The 15,964-nt window shown below is 60.4% G+C and carries 25 protein-coding genes and 1 pseudogene; 19 read left to right on the top strand and 7 right to left on the bottom strand.

The genetic code is table 11. The features are described 5' to 3' along the window. From GR197_RS31075 to GR197_RS31045, 8 genes are all read left to right on the top strand, one after another. Positions 1-816: DUF930 domain-containing protein (locus tag GR197_RS31075; RefSeq protein WP_204330489.1), on the top strand; the 816-nt coding region annotated here is incomplete at its 5' end. Positions 817-915: 99 nt separating this feature from the next. After that, positions 916-1,077, top strand: coding sequence for a hypothetical protein (locus GR197_RS32170; RefSeq protein ID WP_204330488.1), 162 nt, complete (start codon positions 916-918; stop codon positions 1,075-1,077). Continuing rightward, positions 1,074-1,862: an APH(3') family aminoglycoside O-phosphotransferase gene (locus tag GR197_RS31070; RefSeq protein WP_164016515.1), complete on the top strand. Its 789-nt coding sequence runs from the start codon at positions 1,074-1,076 to the stop codon at positions 1,860-1,862. Before GR197_RS32170 ends, GR197_RS31070 begins: the two co-directional genes overlap by 4 nt. A gap of 62 nt (positions 1,863-1,924) precedes the next feature. After that, complete coding sequence (locus GR197_RS31065) at positions 1,925-2,728, top strand: AraC family transcriptional regulator (RefSeq protein ID WP_164016519.1); 804 nt, start codon at positions 1,925-1,927, stop codon at positions 2,726-2,728. A gap of 79 nt (positions 2,729-2,807) precedes the next feature. Then, positions 2,808-3,707: a DMT family transporter gene (locus GR197_RS31060; RefSeq protein ID WP_164016513.1), complete on the top strand. Its 900-nt coding sequence runs from the start codon at positions 2,808-2,810 to the stop codon at positions 3,705-3,707. Positions 3,708-3,710: 3 nt separating this feature from the next. Next, a complete protein-coding gene (locus GR197_RS31055) occupies positions 3,711-4,403 on the top strand; it encodes a B3/B4 domain-containing protein (RefSeq protein WP_164016510.1) in 693 nt (230 codons plus the stop codon). A gap of 79 nt (positions 4,404-4,482) precedes the next feature. Further along, positions 4,483-4,881 carry a DUF427 domain-containing protein gene (locus GR197_RS31050; RefSeq protein WP_164016508.1) on the top strand — a complete coding sequence of 133 codons (399 nt, stop codon included), beginning with the start codon at positions 4,483-4,485 and terminating at the stop codon, positions 4,879-4,881. Positions 4,882-4,942: 61 nt separating this feature from the next. Then, complete coding sequence (locus GR197_RS31045; RefSeq protein WP_003565354.1) at positions 4,943-5,176, top strand: DUF6894 family protein; 234 nt, start codon at positions 4,943-4,945, stop codon at positions 5,174-5,176. A 149-nt stretch (positions 5,177-5,325) separates the two neighbouring features. On the opposite strand, the gene GR197_RS31040 is transcribed toward GR197_RS31045, so the two are convergent. After that, positions 5,326-5,571 carry a DUF6894 family protein gene (locus GR197_RS31040; protein WP_064839846.1) on the bottom strand — a complete coding sequence of 82 codons (246 nt, stop codon included), beginning with the start codon at positions 5,569-5,571 and terminating at the stop codon, positions 5,326-5,328. A 131-nt stretch (positions 5,572-5,702) separates the two neighbouring features. Here GR197_RS31040 and GR197_RS31035 point away from each other — a divergent pair, with 131 nt between their 5' ends. From GR197_RS31035 to GR197_RS31025, 3 genes are all read left to right on the top strand, one after another. Further along, positions 5,703-6,422, top strand: a complete 720-nt coding sequence (locus GR197_RS31035) for a helix-turn-helix domain-containing protein (RefSeq protein ID WP_164016505.1) — start codon at positions 5,703-5,705, stop codon at positions 6,420-6,422. A gap of 164 nt (positions 6,423-6,586) precedes the next feature. Next, the gene (locus GR197_RS31030) at positions 6,587-7,807 is read left to right on the top strand and encodes an MFS transporter (RefSeq protein ID WP_164016503.1); all 1,221 of its coding nucleotides are present in this window, start codon (positions 6,587-6,589) and stop codon (positions 7,805-7,807) included. 3 nt (positions 7,808-7,810) lie between these two features. After that, a complete protein-coding gene (locus GR197_RS31025) occupies positions 7,811-8,479 on the top strand; it encodes a DUF922 domain-containing Zn-dependent protease (protein WP_164016501.1) in 669 nt (222 codons plus the stop codon). A 46-nt stretch (positions 8,480-8,525) separates the two neighbouring features. Here GR197_RS31025 and GR197_RS31020 read toward each other — a convergent pair whose 3' ends face one another. Beyond that, entirely contained in the window at positions 8,526-8,876 is a 351-nt protein-coding gene (locus GR197_RS31020; RefSeq protein ID WP_164016498.1) for a YidB family protein, read from the bottom strand. Between the two features lie 68 nt (positions 8,877-8,944). Further along, on the bottom strand, positions 8,945-9,430 hold the full coding sequence (locus GR197_RS31015; RefSeq protein ID WP_164016496.1) for a hypothetical protein: 486 nt from the start codon (positions 9,428-9,430) through the stop codon (positions 8,945-8,947). A gap of 266 nt (positions 9,431-9,696) precedes the next feature. On the opposite strand from GR197_RS31015, the gene GR197_RS31010 reads away from it, so the two are divergent. The 4 genes from GR197_RS31010 to GR197_RS30995 all read left to right on the top strand — a co-directional run bounded on the left by GR197_RS31010 (position 9,697) and on the right by GR197_RS30995 (position 11,559). Further along, positions 9,697-10,050: a DUF1428 domain-containing protein gene (locus GR197_RS31010; protein ID WP_164016494.1), complete on the top strand. Its 354-nt coding sequence runs from the start codon at positions 9,697-9,699 to the stop codon at positions 10,048-10,050. 90 nt (positions 10,051-10,140) lie between these two features. Then, the gene (locus tag GR197_RS31005; RefSeq protein WP_164016491.1) at positions 10,141-10,563 is read left to right on the top strand and encodes a secondary thiamine-phosphate synthase enzyme YjbQ; all 423 of its coding nucleotides are present in this window, start codon (positions 10,141-10,143) and stop codon (positions 10,561-10,563) included. A gap of 156 nt (positions 10,564-10,719) precedes the next feature. Next, the gene (locus GR197_RS31000) at positions 10,720-11,025 is read left to right on the top strand and encodes a hypothetical protein (RefSeq protein ID WP_164016489.1); all 306 of its coding nucleotides are present in this window, start codon (positions 10,720-10,722) and stop codon (positions 11,023-11,025) included. Between the two features lie 174 nt (positions 11,026-11,199). After that, positions 11,200-11,559, top strand: coding sequence for a hypothetical protein (locus GR197_RS30995; protein ID WP_164016487.1), 360 nt, complete (start codon positions 11,200-11,202; stop codon positions 11,557-11,559). Positions 11,560-11,909: 350 nt separating this feature from the next. Here the strand turns inward: GR197_RS30995 and GR197_RS30990 are convergent, their stop codons facing one another. Together GR197_RS30990 and GR197_RS32165 are read right to left on the bottom strand one after the other, a co-directional pair. Beyond that, positions 11,910-12,650, bottom strand: a complete 741-nt coding sequence (locus GR197_RS30990) for an SIMPL domain-containing protein (protein WP_164016485.1) — start codon at positions 12,648-12,650, stop codon at positions 11,910-11,912. Positions 12,651-13,201: 551 nt separating this feature from the next. Then, the gene (locus tag GR197_RS32165) at positions 13,202-13,348 is read right to left on the bottom strand and encodes a hypothetical protein (RefSeq protein WP_003593213.1); all 147 of its coding nucleotides are present in this window, start codon (positions 13,346-13,348) and stop codon (positions 13,202-13,204) included. A gap of 249 nt (positions 13,349-13,597) precedes the next feature. On the opposite strand from GR197_RS32165, the gene GR197_RS30985 reads away from it, so the two are divergent. Next, positions 13,598-13,789, top strand: a complete 192-nt coding sequence (locus tag GR197_RS30985; protein ID WP_164016484.1) for a hypothetical protein — start codon at positions 13,598-13,600, stop codon at positions 13,787-13,789. A 44-nt stretch (positions 13,790-13,833) separates the two neighbouring features. Here the strand turns inward: GR197_RS30985 and GR197_RS32580 are convergent, their stop codons facing one another. Together GR197_RS32580 and GR197_RS30975 are read right to left on the bottom strand one after the other, a co-directional pair. After that, positions 13,834-14,028 (bottom strand): hypothetical protein, encoded by a 195-nt coding sequence (locus tag GR197_RS32580; RefSeq protein ID WP_164016482.1) that lies wholly within the window; start codon positions 14,026-14,028, stop codon positions 13,834-13,836. Between the two features lie 324 nt (positions 14,029-14,352). After that, positions 14,353-14,562 (bottom strand): hypothetical protein, encoded by a 210-nt coding sequence (locus tag GR197_RS30975; protein WP_164016480.1) that lies wholly within the window; start codon positions 14,560-14,562, stop codon positions 14,353-14,355. A gap of 270 nt (positions 14,563-14,832) precedes the next feature. On the opposite strand from GR197_RS30975, the gene GR197_RS30970 reads away from it, so the two are divergent. The 3 genes and pseudogenes from GR197_RS30970 to GR197_RS32575 form a co-directional block, all read left to right on the top strand. Next, a complete protein-coding gene (locus tag GR197_RS30970; protein WP_164016478.1) occupies positions 14,833-15,549 on the top strand; it encodes a hypothetical protein in 717 nt (238 codons plus the stop codon). Positions 15,550-15,650: 101 nt separating this feature from the next. Next, complete coding sequence (locus tag GR197_RS30965) at positions 15,651-15,809, top strand: hypothetical protein (RefSeq protein WP_164016476.1); 159 nt, start codon at positions 15,651-15,653, stop codon at positions 15,807-15,809. A gap of 28 nt (positions 15,810-15,837) precedes the next feature. Continuing rightward, positions 15,838-15,964 (top strand): annotated as a pseudogene (locus GR197_RS32575) (IS5/IS1182 family transposase); the annotation flags it as partial.

Genomic DNA, 15,964 nt, shown 5'->3' with positions numbered 1-15,964 from the left:
CCGCCACCACCACCTCCACCTCCACCTCCACCAGCGACCCCTCCGTCGGAAACTGCAAAGCCTCAGGCAGAACCTCCAAGGTCGCGCGCCTTTCGTCCGGTGCTCGAATTTGCCGACAAGGATTCTGCGCCAAAGGAAAAGGAACAGGGAGAGCCGCAGCAGGCGGAAGCATCAAAGCCACCAATTACTGATGTAAAACCGGAGGAGGCACCAGTCGAGTCGCCGCAGCCCGAAAAGCCGCAGATTTCGGAGACAATGCCTGCGACGACGCCGGTGCCTCAAGATATTGAACTTCCACAGGTCGAGACTGCTGAGGCTAATCCGGAAAAGAACGGGCCGGCTGCCACAGGACAGGACCAGGCAAAAACCAATTTCGAGCAGTCGAAGCCGCCCGAGAACACAACGGTGCCGGCACCTTCGACGCCGCCGAAAGTCGAGGCCAAGGAGGCGGACAAAATGATCAAGGCGAAGACGCTGTTTTCCGAAAAGGTCAACGCCAGTCCGACGATCAAGACCGCGATCAGCAATCTTCCGCGAGGCGAGCGTATCAATCAGCTTTGCCAAACCGAACTTAGGCAGCAACTGATCCATTCAGCTGCGCAATATCAACCGCGTTGGCTACCTTCCTACTCGCTTTTGAGCGGAAGCGTACTTGACGCACGGCGCGGGGCCTTCAAGAGCCGTAATGAATGGTTTGAGGTCAGATTCAGGTGCGAATTGGATGACGATGCGACAAAGGTCATAGCTTTCGAGTTTGATGTCGGAAATTCGGTTCCGCGCAGCGAGTGGAAAAGCCGTCGCTTTCCTGAAGACTAGCAGGAGGAGTTCGGCTTCCGCAACAAGCCACACGCAAGCAACCGCATCTAGCCTTTCCTCTCATGGCCGTGATGATACGGTGCAGAAGAGGACAATGATATGTCGAACGAGATCGAGCATTTTCTTGAGCGTCAGGATGAAGCCGTGAGCGCACTGTTCCTGGAGAACAAGGGCGACGAGCTGACCGATATTCTGGTGGCGGCTCTGGAAGAGGCGTTCGAAATTCTTTTGGAAGCCGCGCCTGCCGGCACCATTCATTGACATTTTCTGAAAGATTGCCGGCTGGATCGCTTGGGGCACGGCTGTCCGGCTACCGGATGGAGCGGGATGCGCTTGGTCGTTCCGCAGCTAGCGTCTTCCGATTGGAAGGTGAGGGCTTGCCGGTCCTCTACCTTAAGGGCGAGGCGATGGGGCCATTCGGCGAGCTTGCCGATGAAGCAACGCGGCTCAGCTGGCTCAGGGGCTGCGGTCTGCCATGCCCTGAGGTGATCGCACAGGAGAGCGACGGCGAGCGCAACCGGCTGCTGATCGGTGCGCTGCCGGGGAGTGATCTCGCCAGCGCATCGGCGCTGACGCCGTTGGCGCGGGTCGAACTGCTGGCCGCGGCCCTGCTCGACCTGCATCGTCTGCCGATCGCATCCTGCCCCTTCGATCATCGGCTGGAGAAGCGCATGGCGGTCGCCAAAGCGCGGATGCAGGCCGGCATCGTCGACGAGACCGATTTCGGCGAGACACGGCTTGGAAAAAGTGCCCAGGCGCTGTTTGCCGAGCTTGAGAGCAGAAGGCCGGACCGCGAGGATCTCGTCGTCACCCATGGCGATGCCTGCCTGCCGAATTTCATCGCTTCGGCAGAGGGTTTTTCCGGCTATATCGACTGCAGCCGGCTTGGTGTCGCCGACCGTTATCAGGATATCGCGCTCGCCTGCCGCAGCATCGCCCATAATTTCGGCGAGCCGCTGGTGCAGCCCTTCCTCGATCGTTACGGCATGCCGGCGACGGATCCGGCCAGGCTCGCTTATTATCAGCTGCTCGACGAGTTCTTCTAGCTCGATTGCGTCAATGCTCTGTGGCTGGCAGAGTGGCCGGCGATTGGATCTGCGGGCAGATGATGGCGAAAAACCAATTCAGGATGCTGCGCTCGGCGCTGACGGGCGTCGAAGCGGTGGAAGCGGAAACACATCACAGTTTCTCCCGGCACACACATGAGCAATTCGGCATCGGCCTAATTTGCGCCGGCGCCCAGTCGTCGCTCAGCGGCCGCGGTATGGTCGAGGCTGCGGCCGGCGACATCATCACGGTCAATCCGAACGAGGTGCATGACGGCGCACCGATCGGTCAACGGCGGTCGTGGCGCATCCTTTACTTCGATCCCGAGATCGTCACCGGTCTGTCGCGAGAGATCAGCGACGGCGGGGCAGGGCGATCGGAAATCCCTTACCCGGTCATCCGCAATGCGGCGATCGCCGCCCGCTTCGAAACTCTGTTTGAGGCAGTGACCGGGGCTAGGGCGGATGGGCTGCTCACGGAGCAATTGCTTCTGCAGCTCTTCGCCGATGTCATGCGCGAGTGCGGCGGTGGCGCAGAGCGGCCGCCGGTGCCGGCGTCGATCCGCGCGGCGCAGGAGCTGATCGATGACGATCCTCTTGCTGCGGTCTCGCTGACCGATCTCTCCAGGGAAAGCGGGCTCAGCCGCTTCCAGGTGCTGCGCGGTTTTGCCAAGGCGACGGGCCTGACGCCGCATGCCTATCTCGTCCAGGCCCGCATTCATATCGCCCGGCGGCTGATCGCTCAGGGAACGCCGCTTGCGGAAGCGGCCTTTGCCAGCGGCTTTGCCGATCAGAGCCACATGACGCGGGTTTTCGTGCGCAAATACGGCCTGTCGCCCAGCCTCTATGCCGGCGGCTTTCTCTAAAGACCCGGCGCCTGCAATTTCGTTCAAGACCCGAACACGTCCCTGCTGTTTTCTCGGCTCTCCCAACAGGAGGCGCTGAATGTCGAGACAGGTTCAAGGGTATCTCTATCTGGCACTGGCCATGCTGACGGTGGGAAGCACGGTGATCGCCAGCAAGCTGATTGCGTCCGCCGTGGCGCCGTTCAGCGCCACGGCGTTGCGTTTCGCCCTGGCTTTTCCCATCTTGCTGGCGGCAATGCGTCTGGCCGGCGCGCGGCTGCCGAAACTCTCCAAGGAAGATTGCCTGATCCTCGCCATTCAGGCCGGCGCCGGCAGCGTCGGTTATACGACGCTGCTGATTTCCGGCCTCAGCCTGACCTCGGCGGCCGATGCCGGCGTGATCATCGGCACGCTGCCGGTGGTGTCGGCTGGTATTTCCATCCTGCTGCTTGGCGAACGGCCGAAGCCTGCTTTGCTTGTTGCCGTGGCGCTGGCGACAGCAGGCGTGTGTTCGATCGCCTTCAGCCCGGATGCTTCAGGCGGGTCATTCTCCGGCAATACGCTGATCTTCTGCGCCGTCATCTGCGAGGGGCTGTTCATCCTGCTGAACAAAAGGCTGACGGCGGAGATCACGCCGCTTGTCCAGTCGACGCTGATGGCCGGTATCGGCCTCATCATCGCCGCCATACCCGCGATGTTCGAAGCGCCTTTCGCGCCGGGGATTTCCGCAGGCGCTGTCGTTGCCGTCGTTTATTATGCGCTGGTGCCGACCGTCGGCGGCTTCCTGCTCTGGTATGCCGGTGCCGCAAGGGTGAGCGGCACGGAAGCCGCGCTCTTCACGGCGCTCGCGCCGGTTTCCGCCGTCATGCTGGCTTTCCTCATCCTCGGCGAGCCGGTCGGGCTGAACCAGATCGCCGGCATCGCCTGCGTGCTGGCGGCCGTGCTCGGGCTCGCCCTTGCCGGCAGCGGGGTGGCGCTGAAAATATCCGGAGGGAGATAGGCCATGCAATTCCGTCATGCCGATGCCATCTGGCTGGAATTTCCGCAGCTTCGCGCCGGTGCGCTTCATGTGGAAACTATCCATGCGGATGCCGATGTCGAGGCGGCGATCGCCAGCTTCGGCGCGATTGCCGAGGCGCGGCTGTCAGCAGCACCGGAAGGCGAGTTTCCTGAAATCCAGGCGTGGCGGCGCGGTTTTTCCCGCATGGGGCTGAAGCCGACGCAATATCGCTCGGCCGCCGAAGCGCTGCTGCGCCGCTTCCGCCAGGAGCATGGCCTGCCGCGCCTGCATCCGCTGATCGATCTCTGCAATGCGATTTCGCTTGCCTTCGCTATTCCGATTGCCGTCTTCGACACCGAGAAGATTGCGGGCGATCTCCAGGTCCGGCGGGCGGGTGGCCACGAGACCTATCTGACCTTCGGCGGTGAAATCGAACATCCGGAACCCAACGAGGTGATTTTCGCAGATAGCGCGGAGAGGGCGCATGCGCGGCGCTGGACGAACCGGCAGAGCGGGCTTTCGGCGGTGCGGCAGACGACGCACTCGGTGCTGATTATTGCCGAGGCCCTGCATGCCTCCGCGGCCGAGGATATCGGCAGGCTGATCGAAACGCTCGCGGATGCACTGACACGTCACTGGCCGGCGGCGCCGAAAACGGCGATGCTGAGGTTGAGATCACCGCGTTTCGAATTCTAGATGCCGGCCTTTCAGGCCTTGGACGAACCGCATGCCCACCCTATCTCCACGGCATCGACATTTCCTGGAGGCGAACCCTATGTCAGACAAATCGATCAAGATCCCGGGGCCGGATCATCCGATCACCGTAGAACACAATCCCTCCCGTGTTGTCGTCACGCTTGACGGCAAGGTGATTGCCGATAGCCGCGATGCGCTGACGCTTCGCGAAGCCTCCTATCCGCCGGTGCAGTATATTCCGCGGAGGGATGTGGACATGGCGCTGCTGCAGCGCACCGACCATACCAGCCATTGTCCCTATAAGGGCGATGCCGCCTATTACAGCATCATTGCGGGCGGCGATCGGTCGAAGAATGCGGTCTGGACCTACGAGGCGCCGAATGCCGCGGTCAGCAACATCAAGGGCCATCTCGCTTTCTATCCCGACCGCGTCGACGGCATAGAGGAAATGGCTTCGCCGGAAGCTGGCACCTTCTGATCACGGCAGTCGGAACATGTTGCCCGCGGGATCGTTGAACTGATCTAGCAGGGGATGTGTCGTGCCGAAATTCTACTTTCAGCTCCTCGATCGTGATGGTGTCGGGGCGACCGAGACCGGATATGAATTCGCCTCCATCGAGGCCGCCAAAGCGGAGGCGCGGCGCGTGCTCGCCGAAATGGCCGCCGAAGGCCTGCCGGCGGAACCTCTGAACATGCTGTCGGTCGAACTCTTCGACGAGAGCCGGCGGCCGCTTGCGGAAATCCGGTTGATTCTCGAGGAAATCGCCAAATAGCCGCGGCTGGAATGCTGCTTCCGATGTTGGTCAGGGCATGGCGCGACTATGTCAAATTTAATTGCCGGCTATGAGGGCGGGTTTTAGCGTCGCGGCGACCGAGTCGGATTGATGCAGGAGAGACCGGCGGCAACCCTTAAAGGCCGCCGCTATCGCAAGACGTCGAGCCATTCATTGTTGAAGACGAGACTGGCAACCGTCACCGGGTCGCCGCTCTCGTTGCGAACGGTGACGGCGATGATCGCGCGATCACCCGCAGGCAGTTCGTCACGGGCCACATCCAGCAGGATGCGGGTCACCTCTTTCGGAATGTCCGCGCGCGATCTGAGCTCGGTGCCGTGCTCGTCGCGTGTGGGACCTTCGCCGTTATGCAGATCGAAAAAGTAGCGAGCCATGTTCTTTCCTGTGCGTCACAGGGGGGAAATTACAGATGAAGACAATTGTTCCCGAGGCCAGGCATTGATTCCTATAGAAAATACAGGTCGCATCGTCATGATCCCGTCTTTCGAACTCGGCGGACGAGCCCGTGATTGAAGCCCTGCTGCTCAACCTTGGAAGCCGCGATGTGCTGTCGGCCGAGGAGGAAAACCGTCTCAGGTCGATCCTGGTCAAGGACCGGCACTTTGCTGCCGGAGAGGATATTGTCGCCGAAGGCAGCCGGCCGCCCTACAGCACGCTGCTGCTCGATGGTTTCGCTGCGCGCTACAAGGTGATGGCCGATGGCAGCCGCCAGATCACCGCGCTGCATGTCGCCGGCGATTTCGTCGACCTGCACGCCTTTCCCCTCAGGAAAATGGATCACGGCATCGTTGCGCTCTCGGCCTGTCATGTCGCCTTTGCCGATCACGGCGATCTCCGGGCGATCACCGAGCGCATGCCGCATCTGACCCGGCTGCTCTGGCTCGATACGCTGATCGATGGCGCCATTCACCGGGAATGGATCGTCGCCATGGGCCGGCGCTCGAAACGGGCTCAGATCGCCCACCTCGTCTGCGAGCTTTTCGTGCGCTTGCAGGTCGTCAAGCGGACGCGGGGCGAAAGCTTCCAGTTTCCGTTGACGCAGATCGAGATGGCCGACGTGCTCGGCATATCCGTCGTCCACCTCAACAAGACGCTGCAGGCGCTGCGGCGCGAGGGGGTATTTACCTGGGAGAACCGGACGATCACCATCGTCGATTGGGAGCGCCTGCAGGAAATCGCCGAATTCGATCCCGCCTATCTCAGCATTCACAAGGAGCCGCGCTAAAGCGCCCGGATCAAGTTTGCGTCATGTGACACCTCGTATGGCGTAACCGGGTCACGCCGGTGCATTCCGATTGACAAACAGCGGATCGGAGCAGAACACCGTTCCGACCTTCCCAGAACTCCCAAGAAGGCTGGCGCAGCCGCGGCCTGCCGGTGACATCGCAAATGGACATATCCCAAGGCCCGCGGAGCGTTCTTCTCCACCCAGGCTATCTGAACTTCGCTGCCTCCCGCGTTTTTTCCTCACTTGCCTTCCAGTCCATCGGCATTGCCATGGGCTGGATGATTTATGACCAGACGCACAGCGCCTTTGCGCTCGGCCTCGTCGGCCTCTGCCAGTTCCTGCCGATGGCGCTGCTGACCTTCGTCGTCGGCCATGTCGCCGACCGGTTCGACCGGCGGCGCATCGGCCTCGTCTGCCAATTGATCGAGGCGGTGACGGCGCTGGTGCTGGCGGTTGCCACCTGGCAGCAATGGCTGACACCTTCAGGCATTCTTGTCGCCGTCACGGTGCTTGGCGCCGTCGTCGCCTTCGAGCGGCCGACCATGGCGGCGCTGCTGCCGAATATCGTGCCGGCCTCTATGCTGCAAAAGGCGGTCGCAACCTCCACTTCACTGATGCAGACGGCGCTGATCATCGGCCCGTCGCTCGGCGGCCTGCTTTACGGGCTGAACCCGGTCGCGCCCTTTGCCGTGTCGGCGCTGCTCTTTGCCGTTGCAAGCTTCAACGTCATCTCGATCCGCATGCAATGGGCGCCTGCCAAGCGTGAGCCGGTGACCCTTGCCTCGGTCTTTGCCGGCGTCTCCTTCATCCGCAGCCGGCCGGTGATGCTCGGCACCATCTCGCTAGACCTCTTCGCAGTGCTGCTCGGCGGCGCGACCGCGCTGCTGCCGATGTTTGCCAGCGATATCCTGCATGCCGGCCCCTGGGGACTGGGCTTCTTGCGTGCCGCACCGGCGGTCGGCGCGCTCGCCATGTCGATCGTGCTGGCCCGCCGGCCGCTCGAAAGCAATGTCGGACGCAAAATGCTAGCCGCCGTTGCGGTATTCGGCGTCGCTACCATCGTCTTTGCACTCTCCACCAATATCGCGCTTTCCGTCGCCGCACTGCTCGTCGTCGGCGCGTCCGATACGGTCAGCGTCGTCGTGCGCAGCTCGCTGGTGCAGCTTCTGACGCCGGATGAGATGCGTGGCCGCGTCAGCGCCGTCAACTCGCTGTTCATCGGCACCTCCAACCAGCTCGGCGAATTCGAATCCGGCATGATGGCGGCAGCCCTCGGCCCCGTCGCCACCGGCATCGTCGGCGGGCTCGGCACCGTTATCGTCGTGCTCCTGTGGGTGCGGCTCTTCCCCGACCTCACCAAGGTCAAGACGCTGCAGGGCTGACGCATGGCTGGTGCGTTGAAAGCAGCGGCGGCTGACGTTAGGTTCGCCCGAAACATTATTCGGCGGGGACCGCGCGTGACGACAAATTTTCTACCCTGGGTGCTGGCAGCATTTTTCGTATCGGCGCCGGCCGTGGCGCTGGCCGATTGGCAGGCTGTGGAAGAGGTGCGGCCCTATTCGATATCAGGCAAAACCGGTGCGGAACTCTATGAATCGATCGGCGCGCGAGGGCCTGAGGTCGGCAATGGCCGGGCGATCGCGCATACGACGTTCAAGCTGACCTGGACCCGGAAATACGAACCGCAGGGCAATGCCTGCGTGATCACCACCAACCGGCCGAAGCTCATCATCACCTATACGCTGCCGAAGCCATCGGCAGCACTGCCGCCGGCCGTTAGAAGCAGCTGGGATGCCTTCATATCAGGCGTGCACGCCCATGAACGGGTGCATGGCGACACCATCAAGGCGATGGTTAGGGAAATCGAGGCGATGAGCATCGGCCTTACCGTTGCCGACGACCGCGACTGCAAGAAGATCCGGATCGAGCTGACCCGCCGCCTCGGCGAGATCTCTCAAAGACAGCGCCAGAGCGGCCGCGACTTCGACAAGATCGAAATGGGCGACGGCGGCAATATCCGTCAGCTCATCCTCAAGCTGGTCAACGGACCCTGATTGGGCCGAAGCGTGCCGGGGGAGGGCCGTTATGGTGTGTTGAGACTCAGGACGTCCGGATCGTCCCGTCCGGGCTTGCCTGATCGACCGCCGCCGGCAGGTGTTGCGCCAGGATATTCGCCACCTGGTCCGTCGGCACGCCAAGCTTCTGCGCAAGCGAGACGAGATATTCGTTCGAGAGTGCGGAACGGATTTCGTCTGGCGTGATCGGCTGGTTTTCGCCACGCCCGAGCCAGGAATTGACGCGCGATCCGAGGCCGGCGTCGTTCAGTTTCGTCACCACGCCGTCCAGCCCGCCGAATTGGGAAAAGGCATCGGACATCAGTCCGCCGAGGCCGCCCGGATGGTCGCTGATCGCCTTGCCCAGCATGCTGCCCAAATTGTCAAAGAGACTCATCGCATCCTCCGTTGATCGTTATCGACGCCGCCACGTGGCGACGCCTGTGATAGCCGAGCGAAATGACGTCAGGACTTCAGTTTGCTGTTGCAGATGCTGTAATAGCCGCCGCCCTTCTTGATCCAGGTCAGGCCGCCCAGGCTGTCATTGGCCTTGTCGGCTTTGTATTGATCGAGGCAGGTATGCATTCTCGCCTTACCCGGCGTCTCGCTTGCGTATTTCGCCGAGACCTTGGTGGGGAAGACCACGCCTTTCGGAGCTTTGGTCGTGGTTGCCGGCGGCTCGGCTGCGTTGTCCGTATTGGCCATCGACGGCTCTTCGTTCTTGGCATCGCCCGCAGCAGGTGCTGCGGCCGCAGGTGCCGCCGCGGCATCGGTTCCGCACTGCGCCTTGCGGAAATCGTTCCACTTCATTCCGTTCAGGCTGTTGGCCGCTTGTGCCGCTTTGTATTTGGCGCTGCATTCGTTCATCGTCAGCGCATTCGCGTGAGACGCGAAAGTGAATGCTCCGATACCAAGGGCGACTGCTGTTCCGATAGAAGCAAGTTTGATCATGAATACATCCTCCACGAGTTGTATTGATGTCGACGCCTGAACGCGGGCACACGCCGCTTAGGCGAGTGCCGTCAGGTCACACCAGATCGCGGAGTAATACTGTCAAATTTTAGGCATTCATTATATAAGTGAAGAATAAATCACAAAATTTCGATATATTTGTGTTGCCAGCCCGCTTTCGGCGGGGTGAACGGTTGGTCGGTCTGGACCTGCCCGGCTGGTCGCCTATTTCTCCCATAGCGTGAGATGTATGGAGGAAGGCTGGAATGTCCTATGTCGACGGTTTCATCGTGGCGGTGCCGAAGGCGAATATCGACGCCTATAAGGAATTCTCGGCCTTCGCCGGCTCGATCTGGAAGGAATATGGCGTGCTCGAATATGTCGAATGCATCGGCGACGACGTGCCCTACGGCACGCTGACCTCCTTTCCCCGCGCCGTGCAGGCGAAAGATGATGAGGTCGTGGTGTTTTCCTGGATCGTCTATCGGTCGCGGCAGGAGCGCGACGATATCAATGCCAAGGTGATGGCCGATCCCCGGCTCAAGGGCGACCAATGGCAGATGCCGTTCGACGGCAAGCGGATGATCTATGGCGGCTTCGAGATGCTGCTCAGGCTCTGATGCCGGTGCCCCGCTTTTCGAGGCACGCATTAACTTGGCCGCCATGACACGCCAACTCGCGGGGATATCATTCCGAGACGGGAGAGCGCCTTGCCCCAGACGATCCTGACGCTGGCCACACATGGCCAGGGACTTTACGAATTCACCGAGCGGGCGGAGGCCTTCGTCAACGCGTCTGGAAAGGAGGAGGGGCTTCTCACCGTCTTCGTGCGGCACACCTCCTGTTCGCTGCTGATCCAGGAAAATGCCGATCCCGACGTACAAACCGATCTTCTCGCCTTCTTCCGCCGCCTCGTGCCGCCGGCCTCCGATCCCGCGATGGGCTGGGTCGTGCACAGGGCCGAGGGGCCGGACGACATGCCGGCGCATATCAAGGCAGCGCTGACTCAGGTTTCGATCGGCATCCCCGTTGCGAAGGCGCGGCCGATGCTCGGCACCTGGCAGGGGATTTATCTGTTCGAACATCGCGACCGGCCGCACCGGCGCGAAATCGTCCTGCATCTCAGCACCTGAAGGGATTAATCCTTCTGAATGAAAACTGAATGCGCGGTTCGAACACCATTCAGTTTGCAGCGTTTACTGTCGAGACAATCCCCAAAGGGAGAGTTCAAGCATGTCGCGCGCCAGCGTCATGCGGAAAGACAAAGAACAAATCGACGGAGACACCCGATGACGCATTTCCTCGCCAAAGCCTCGCTTGCCGCCTTGCTCGCCCTCTGCTCCATTCCGGTCACAGCTTCCACCGCGGCAGCCGCAGGGCCGCAGACGAGCCTCATCGTCGAAGCGCAATACCATCGTCCGATCCGCGGTTGCTCGCCGATGCACGCGGTGCGCAAGGCGCGCGACTTCGGCCTTCGCGATGCCCGCATCACCCGCATGTCGCCACGCGTCGTCGTCGTTGCCGGGCGCGAGCGTCGCGGCTGGGACAGGATCACCTTCGCTAATGTCCGCGGCTGCCCGCTGATCCGGCGCTAAGCACTGCGGCAAGCGCCCAAGCGGCGCTTGCCGGCCGCTTTTGCCTTGACGGCGACACTTTCACTTGTCTCTTCTCTAACCCGTATGGGTGATTCCCAAATGACGCTTCGGCGGAATGCGGAGTAACAGGGCGGGCGGCTCGGCCGCACCGACTTTCAAACGAAAGGTTTTTCGATGATGCAATTTTTGGCAAAGGCGGGTCTTGCCGCCATGCTGACAGCCGGCACCCTTGCCGGCACGGTGGCGCCTGCCGCCGCGCAGTTGAATATCATTATCGGCGATCAGGATCGTGATCAGCCGCGGGATTACCGCCGTCCGCAGCCCGGCTACGACCGTCCGCCTCCAGGCTTCGACCGCCGGCCGCGCGGTTGCGACCCGCGTCTCGCCGTAGATATGGCCCGCGATTATGGCTTCCGCCGCGCCCGTGTCGTCGACGTCACGCCCCGCCGCGTCATCGTCCAGGGCTGGACACGCCGCGGCCCCGACGAGATGAGCTTCGGCAATGTCCGCGGCTGCCCCGCTCTGCGTCGCTGATATAAGCTAGAATTCCGCCTCGTCTCCCCGATGCGGCGGCCAGAACCGCCTTTGCCAGTCTCCCCGGATCGGCAAGGGCGGTTTTCTTTTTGTGTTCGGTTTGATGACTGCTGCGCTCTTACCTGGCGTGGTCCTCTGCTTCGGAGCCCAAGACTGCCCCTCACCCTAGCCCTCTCCCCGTAAAAACGGGGCGAGGGGACGTGCCCCGCGAGACGTTGGCGAGGAACGGAGAGGGTGCGGCTTGCCCCCTTCGCCCCGCAAGCGGGGGTCCGAAGGACGGGTTGAGACGAGTGGCTCAACCCAGGTGGGGTGCCGGCAGGCGGATGAGGGGCTGACGCGCAGCACTTCATTTACTGCTCGATCGCAAAGGTCACCGTGACGCTGACACTGTAATTATTCTCGCCGCTCTGGACGGGAACGGCAGCGTCGGAGGCTTCCTTCATCATCGTGGCGCGATAGGCGGGCTGCGGCATCGAGCGAGGGACGTTCTCGTTGATCTCGATGATGCGGCCGAGCTTGACGCCGGCGGCTTCGCTCAGCGTCTTCGCCTTCTTGACGGCCTCGACGACCGCATTCTTGCGGGCCTGTTCAAGGGCTGCTTCCGGCTTGTCATTGGTGAATTGGATGTCGCCGCCCTGGTTGATGCCGAGGGTGACGGACTGGTCGATCACCTGGCCGAGTTTGGTGAGATCGCGCAGCCTGACGGTGACCGAATTAGTGGTCTGGTAGCCGATCAGCTGCGGCTGCTGCTGCTGGCCATCGACCGGCTGCGGATAGTTGTATTGCGGCTGGATTGAGAAGCCGGAGGTCTGCAGATCGCGCTCGGCGATACCGCCGTCCTTCAGCGCCTTAAGCACCTCGTTCATCGCCTTGTTGTTCTCGTCGAGCGCTTCGCGCGCGGTTTTCGCCTGCTTGACGACTGCGAGATTGACGACGGCCATATCGGGAGCGACGGCCGATTCGCCATCGCCCGTCACCGAAATCACCGCCTCGCGCGGCTTTGCCTCCTGCGCCAATGCGGGGGCTGCGTTGCCAAGCGGCAGAGCCAGAAGAGCAGTCATCAGAAGTGTTTTAGAGAGAATCGGCGCCATGTTTCATTCCCTAGTTGTCGTTTCCCGGAACCACTTTCTGTCGGTTGATTGTGAAGCTATTGCGGCGGAAGGGAAGGGCGAGTGCGCATCGGGAGAAAAATGTGCGGGAGGCGTGGGTGAGAACTCAAATTCCGTTCAGCAGTCGGCTGCAACATTCGGTGCACCTGGAGTGAAAGAGAACGCGTGCTGCGCTGGTAACCGAGAGAGTGTGCCGTGTCAGCCCCCCTCTGCCCTGCCGGGCATCTCCCCCACGGGTGGGGAGATCGGCTGGGCGCACGGGTGTTCCCAAACAATTGGCGTCACAGCAGGGTGAAGCGCTGGACGGACGCGAAGTTTGGGCCACTTGTGATCTCCCCACCCGTGGGGGAGATGCCCGGCAGGGCAGAGGGGGGCGACCAGGGCACACCCTCTTCATCCTGGGCACGGTTTTCACGGCCTGGTCTGCATTTCCACGGTTTCGCAGGCGCTGAAGGCGGCCTGTCGACTGGTCCTAGTTAGGAAGGAATTGCCTATTTTTTGATCAGAAGCCGCTGACGACTTCGCGACGCGCTTTATGCGCCGAAATCATCCATAAACGACGGGTGGATCGCAGGCTTGCGCTCTTCGCGCGCGTCGCGAAAACGCTGGGGAACCGCACCGAGACCGGTCACGAAACGGGTCAGGAGATTGCGGTTGAAAAGTTTATGCAGGGCACTCATGGCAGTTCACTCATTCTTTTTTTTGTTAGCCGGCAGCATATATTTTGCCCAAGCTGCCACCGCAATGGGCAATTTTACATGACAGTTATGCGACAGTGCATGGCTCGGAGGCAGGTGAAAGGCGATCACATTGGCGTTAGGCGGGGCCGCCGAGGCGGCCAACCGCTCTAAATCCTCACAAACGCCCGTCATCGCGTGGTAGATTGCCCTCTTGGGCTGAAATCACGCCCCTCCGAAGGAGACGCTCAGATGAACCGATTTCTCGCATTTATCGCGACCGGAACGCTGATCAGCCTTGCCACGATCACTTCGGCCTGCACGTCATCAGGAAGCCTCGACCAAACGTCGTCGATCGGCGGCTACTATCGGGAAGAGCTGCCGCTCAACCCGGCCTGCGGAGGTGGGTTCAGACCTAGCGACGGGCGTTCTTGTAGCTATTAGAAAAGAGTCCTGAGCACACGGCACTGACGGCCACTTTTACAGCGCTAATAGCTGCACGAACGATCGTTGCCGAATCCATCGCGGCAGGCGGGCCGGAGGGCAAAATCAGCGCTCGAAGAAGTATACCCGACCGAGCCCGTTTGCACCGAGTCATTTGAACTCGTGGTGCAGGACGATGCCGACATGGAGATGACGAAGACGGCTGTCATGGCTGCCAATAGTTTGCGAGTTTGTAGCATCGAACCCCCTCCAAAGCGTGTTCGTTTAACGCTGGCAACTAGGGCGGATGAGGCGTCCCGATAACTGTCGTTGTCGATCAAGATTTCGTTATTTGTTGACAGGCCTTCGCTTCACCCGAGGTTTTTCCTAACTCGGAAAGCCTGCGGGGCGTTGATACCTGCATAATGAATCACCGAGCCCGATCGGTGGAAGGGAAGCCCGTTAGCTTTCCAAATAGCCACTCTAGCAAACGGCGGCCGCCGAGATAGTCGGATCTCCGGATTGAAACGTGCCGCAATGAGCATCCCCACTTTGGACCCCTGCTTGGCGTCCAAAATTATCACTCAGTGAAGCCCTTGCAGTCTGTTCCGCCGCTCTGCCAGCAGCTCATTTTGAACCAAATTCCTGGCATTGTCCGAAAGACCATTCGGCCCCAACAGACCAAGTTCGGTAAACCGCGCTTCGATTTCCTTCGGAATGCTATCCGCTTCGTGTTGGCAAAGGCGCACAAGCCACTTCCATTCGTCGCTAGTCATATCCGTGTGCACGACCATGAATTGCTACCCCTCCCGAGAACAACGACATCCATTAATAAGTACCACAACTTCTGTCGAAAGGCAGGTGGTTCGACGATCAGGCTGATCATTCGCGTATCAATCGGCGAAGCGCTGCACGCACCGTTCAGGATAAGAGAGGTGCAATTGACTTATTCCGTGGCGGGCGGCGAAGGTGTGCCGGCAAGGGAGTTGATTATAAGTGAGGGTTAAAAGATTGTCGGAACGTCTTCGGAAAGTTATTGCTGCCGTTGTCGGAGGGGGAAAATTATGCGCTTAAGTGCCGCGATTGCGTCTGGGATCCTCTTTCTTGTCTTCCTCTATTTGGTCCTCAATGGAGCGGAACAAGTTCGGTTCATTACCGTGGCGTTCGTGCTAGTTTTCGCCGTCCTAGCTACGCGCTTAGATGATATCCGAGACCTGACATTTGGCCCGACAGGCCTAGCAGCAAAACTTGAAAAGCAATTGGAAGAGGCTCGGGCGACTGTAAAGCAGCTTCAAGACTTTGCTGAGGTGTTCGCTGCTCGTAGTGTTGAGCAGATCGCAGGTGACAACCGAATGAGTGGCCTATCACCGACAAAAAAGCGTTTAGCAATCTCCGAGATCGAAAGAGGCTTGAAGTCAATTGAACTGTCGCAGGACCGCATCGATAAGGTTCTGTCATTGTCCGACCCTTACGACGATTTCGATTATTGGAGTTGGACCATGAGTCCAATCTACCACGCCGATGATCAAAAAGTGAAAGCCACCGCCGGCCAGTTTTACGACTATGGCGCCTCCAAAGGCATCGGACACAATCCGAGCGCTGAGGCCATCGAGACTTTCCTTAAGTCGAATGATCTTTATGTTGGCGAAATCGCGGAGCGTATGAAGGACTGGCTATATTGGAAGGCCAGTCGCAAACATCGTCGTCTAGACGTATGGGAAACGCGTCAGGAGACGAAAAGAGATGCGAGAAGCTTGGAAGAGGTACTCAAACTAGGTTAGCTCGGCAGTTGCCGCTCGACGATGGTACCGACGGCTTCTTGGCCAGCGTTTGTGTCCGGAATTGAGGCACAGGTGCGCCCAGTCTTACCGGAGATGATGATATGAAATGGATGGAGGCCGGGCTTTCGGTGGCAATTATAGCTATCTCTGGGGAAGCGTTCGCAGCCATGAGCCATGAGAAGGAGCAGACGGCCCGTGGCCTCGCTCAGATCATTGATTACGCCGACAGTGTGGCTACTCGATCGATCAATCTCAATTAGAAAGATACTTCGTGCAGGCGGGCTTTTCGTGAGCGTCCGGCGAACGCATTTTCGCGCGCTCGATCGGCCGATTCTATGGGACGCGCTTCACCTCATCGACCATGACACGCTCGATCATCTCGGGATCGCATTGTTCATCGACGAGGAATTGGCGG

Source organism: Rhizobium phaseoli, assembly GCF_010668805.1.
In the GTDB taxonomy this organism is placed as follows: Bacteria; Pseudomonadota; Alphaproteobacteria; order Rhizobiales; family Rhizobiaceae; genus Rhizobium; species Rhizobium phaseoli_A.
This window is presented reverse-complemented; position numbering and strand designations above follow the sequence as displayed.

Coding starts and splice junctions, on each gene's coding strand:
- GR197_RS32170 (WP_204330488.1), top strand. CDS start 916: ATGTCGAACGAGATCGAGCATTTTCTTGAGCGTCAGGATGAAGCCGTG.
- GR197_RS31065 (WP_164016519.1), top strand. CDS start 1,925: ATGGCGAAAAACCAATTCAGGATGCTGCGCTCGGCGCTGACGGGCGTC.
- GR197_RS31060 (WP_164016513.1), top strand. CDS start 2,808: ATGTCGAGACAGGTTCAAGGGTATCTCTATCTGGCACTGGCCATGCTG.
- GR197_RS31055 (WP_164016510.1), top strand. CDS start 3,711: ATGCAATTCCGTCATGCCGATGCCATCTGGCTGGAATTTCCGCAGCTT.
- GR197_RS31050 (WP_164016508.1), top strand. CDS start 4,483: ATGTCAGACAAATCGATCAAGATCCCGGGGCCGGATCATCCGATCACC.
- GR197_RS31040 (WP_064839846.1), bottom strand. CDS start 5,571: ATGGCTCGCTACTTTTTCGATCTGCATAACGGCGAAGGTCCCACACGC.
- GR197_RS31030 (WP_164016503.1), top strand. CDS start 6,587: ATGGACATATCCCAAGGCCCGCGGAGCGTTCTTCTCCACCCAGGCTAT.
- GR197_RS31025 (WP_164016501.1), top strand. CDS start 7,811: ATGGCTGGTGCGTTGAAAGCAGCGGCGGCTGACGTTAGGTTCGCCCGA.
- GR197_RS31020 (WP_164016498.1), bottom strand. CDS start 8,876: ATGAGTCTCTTTGACAATTTGGGCAGCATGCTGGGCAAGGCGATCAGC.
- GR197_RS31015 (WP_164016496.1), bottom strand. CDS start 9,430: ATGATCAAACTTGCTTCTATCGGAACAGCAGTCGCCCTTGGTATCGGA.
- GR197_RS31010 (WP_164016494.1), top strand. CDS start 9,697: ATGTCCTATGTCGACGGTTTCATCGTGGCGGTGCCGAAGGCGAATATC.
- GR197_RS31000 (WP_164016489.1), top strand. CDS start 10,720: ATGACGCATTTCCTCGCCAAAGCCTCGCTTGCCGCCTTGCTCGCCCTC.
- GR197_RS30995 (WP_164016487.1), top strand. CDS start 11,200: ATGATGCAATTTTTGGCAAAGGCGGGTCTTGCCGCCATGCTGACAGCC.
- GR197_RS30990 (WP_164016485.1), bottom strand. CDS start 12,650: ATGGCGCCGATTCTCTCTAAAACACTTCTGATGACTGCTCTTCTGGCT.
- GR197_RS32165 (WP_003593213.1), bottom strand. CDS start 13,348: ATGAGTGCCCTGCATAAACTTTTCAACCGCAATCTCCTGACCCGTTTC.
- GR197_RS30985 (WP_164016484.1), top strand. CDS start 13,598: ATGAACCGATTTCTCGCATTTATCGCGACCGGAACGCTGATCAGCCTT.
- GR197_RS32580 (WP_164016482.1), bottom strand. CDS start 14,028: ATGCTACAAACTCGCAAACTATTGGCAGCCATGACAGCCGTCTTCGTC.
- GR197_RS30975 (WP_164016480.1), bottom strand. CDS start 14,562: ATGGTCGTGCACACGGATATGACTAGCGACGAATGGAAGTGGCTTGTG.
- GR197_RS30970 (WP_164016478.1), top strand. CDS start 14,833: ATGCGCTTAAGTGCCGCGATTGCGTCTGGGATCCTCTTTCTTGTCTTC.
- GR197_RS30965 (WP_164016476.1), top strand. CDS start 15,651: ATGAAATGGATGGAGGCCGGGCTTTCGGTGGCAATTATAGCTATCTCT.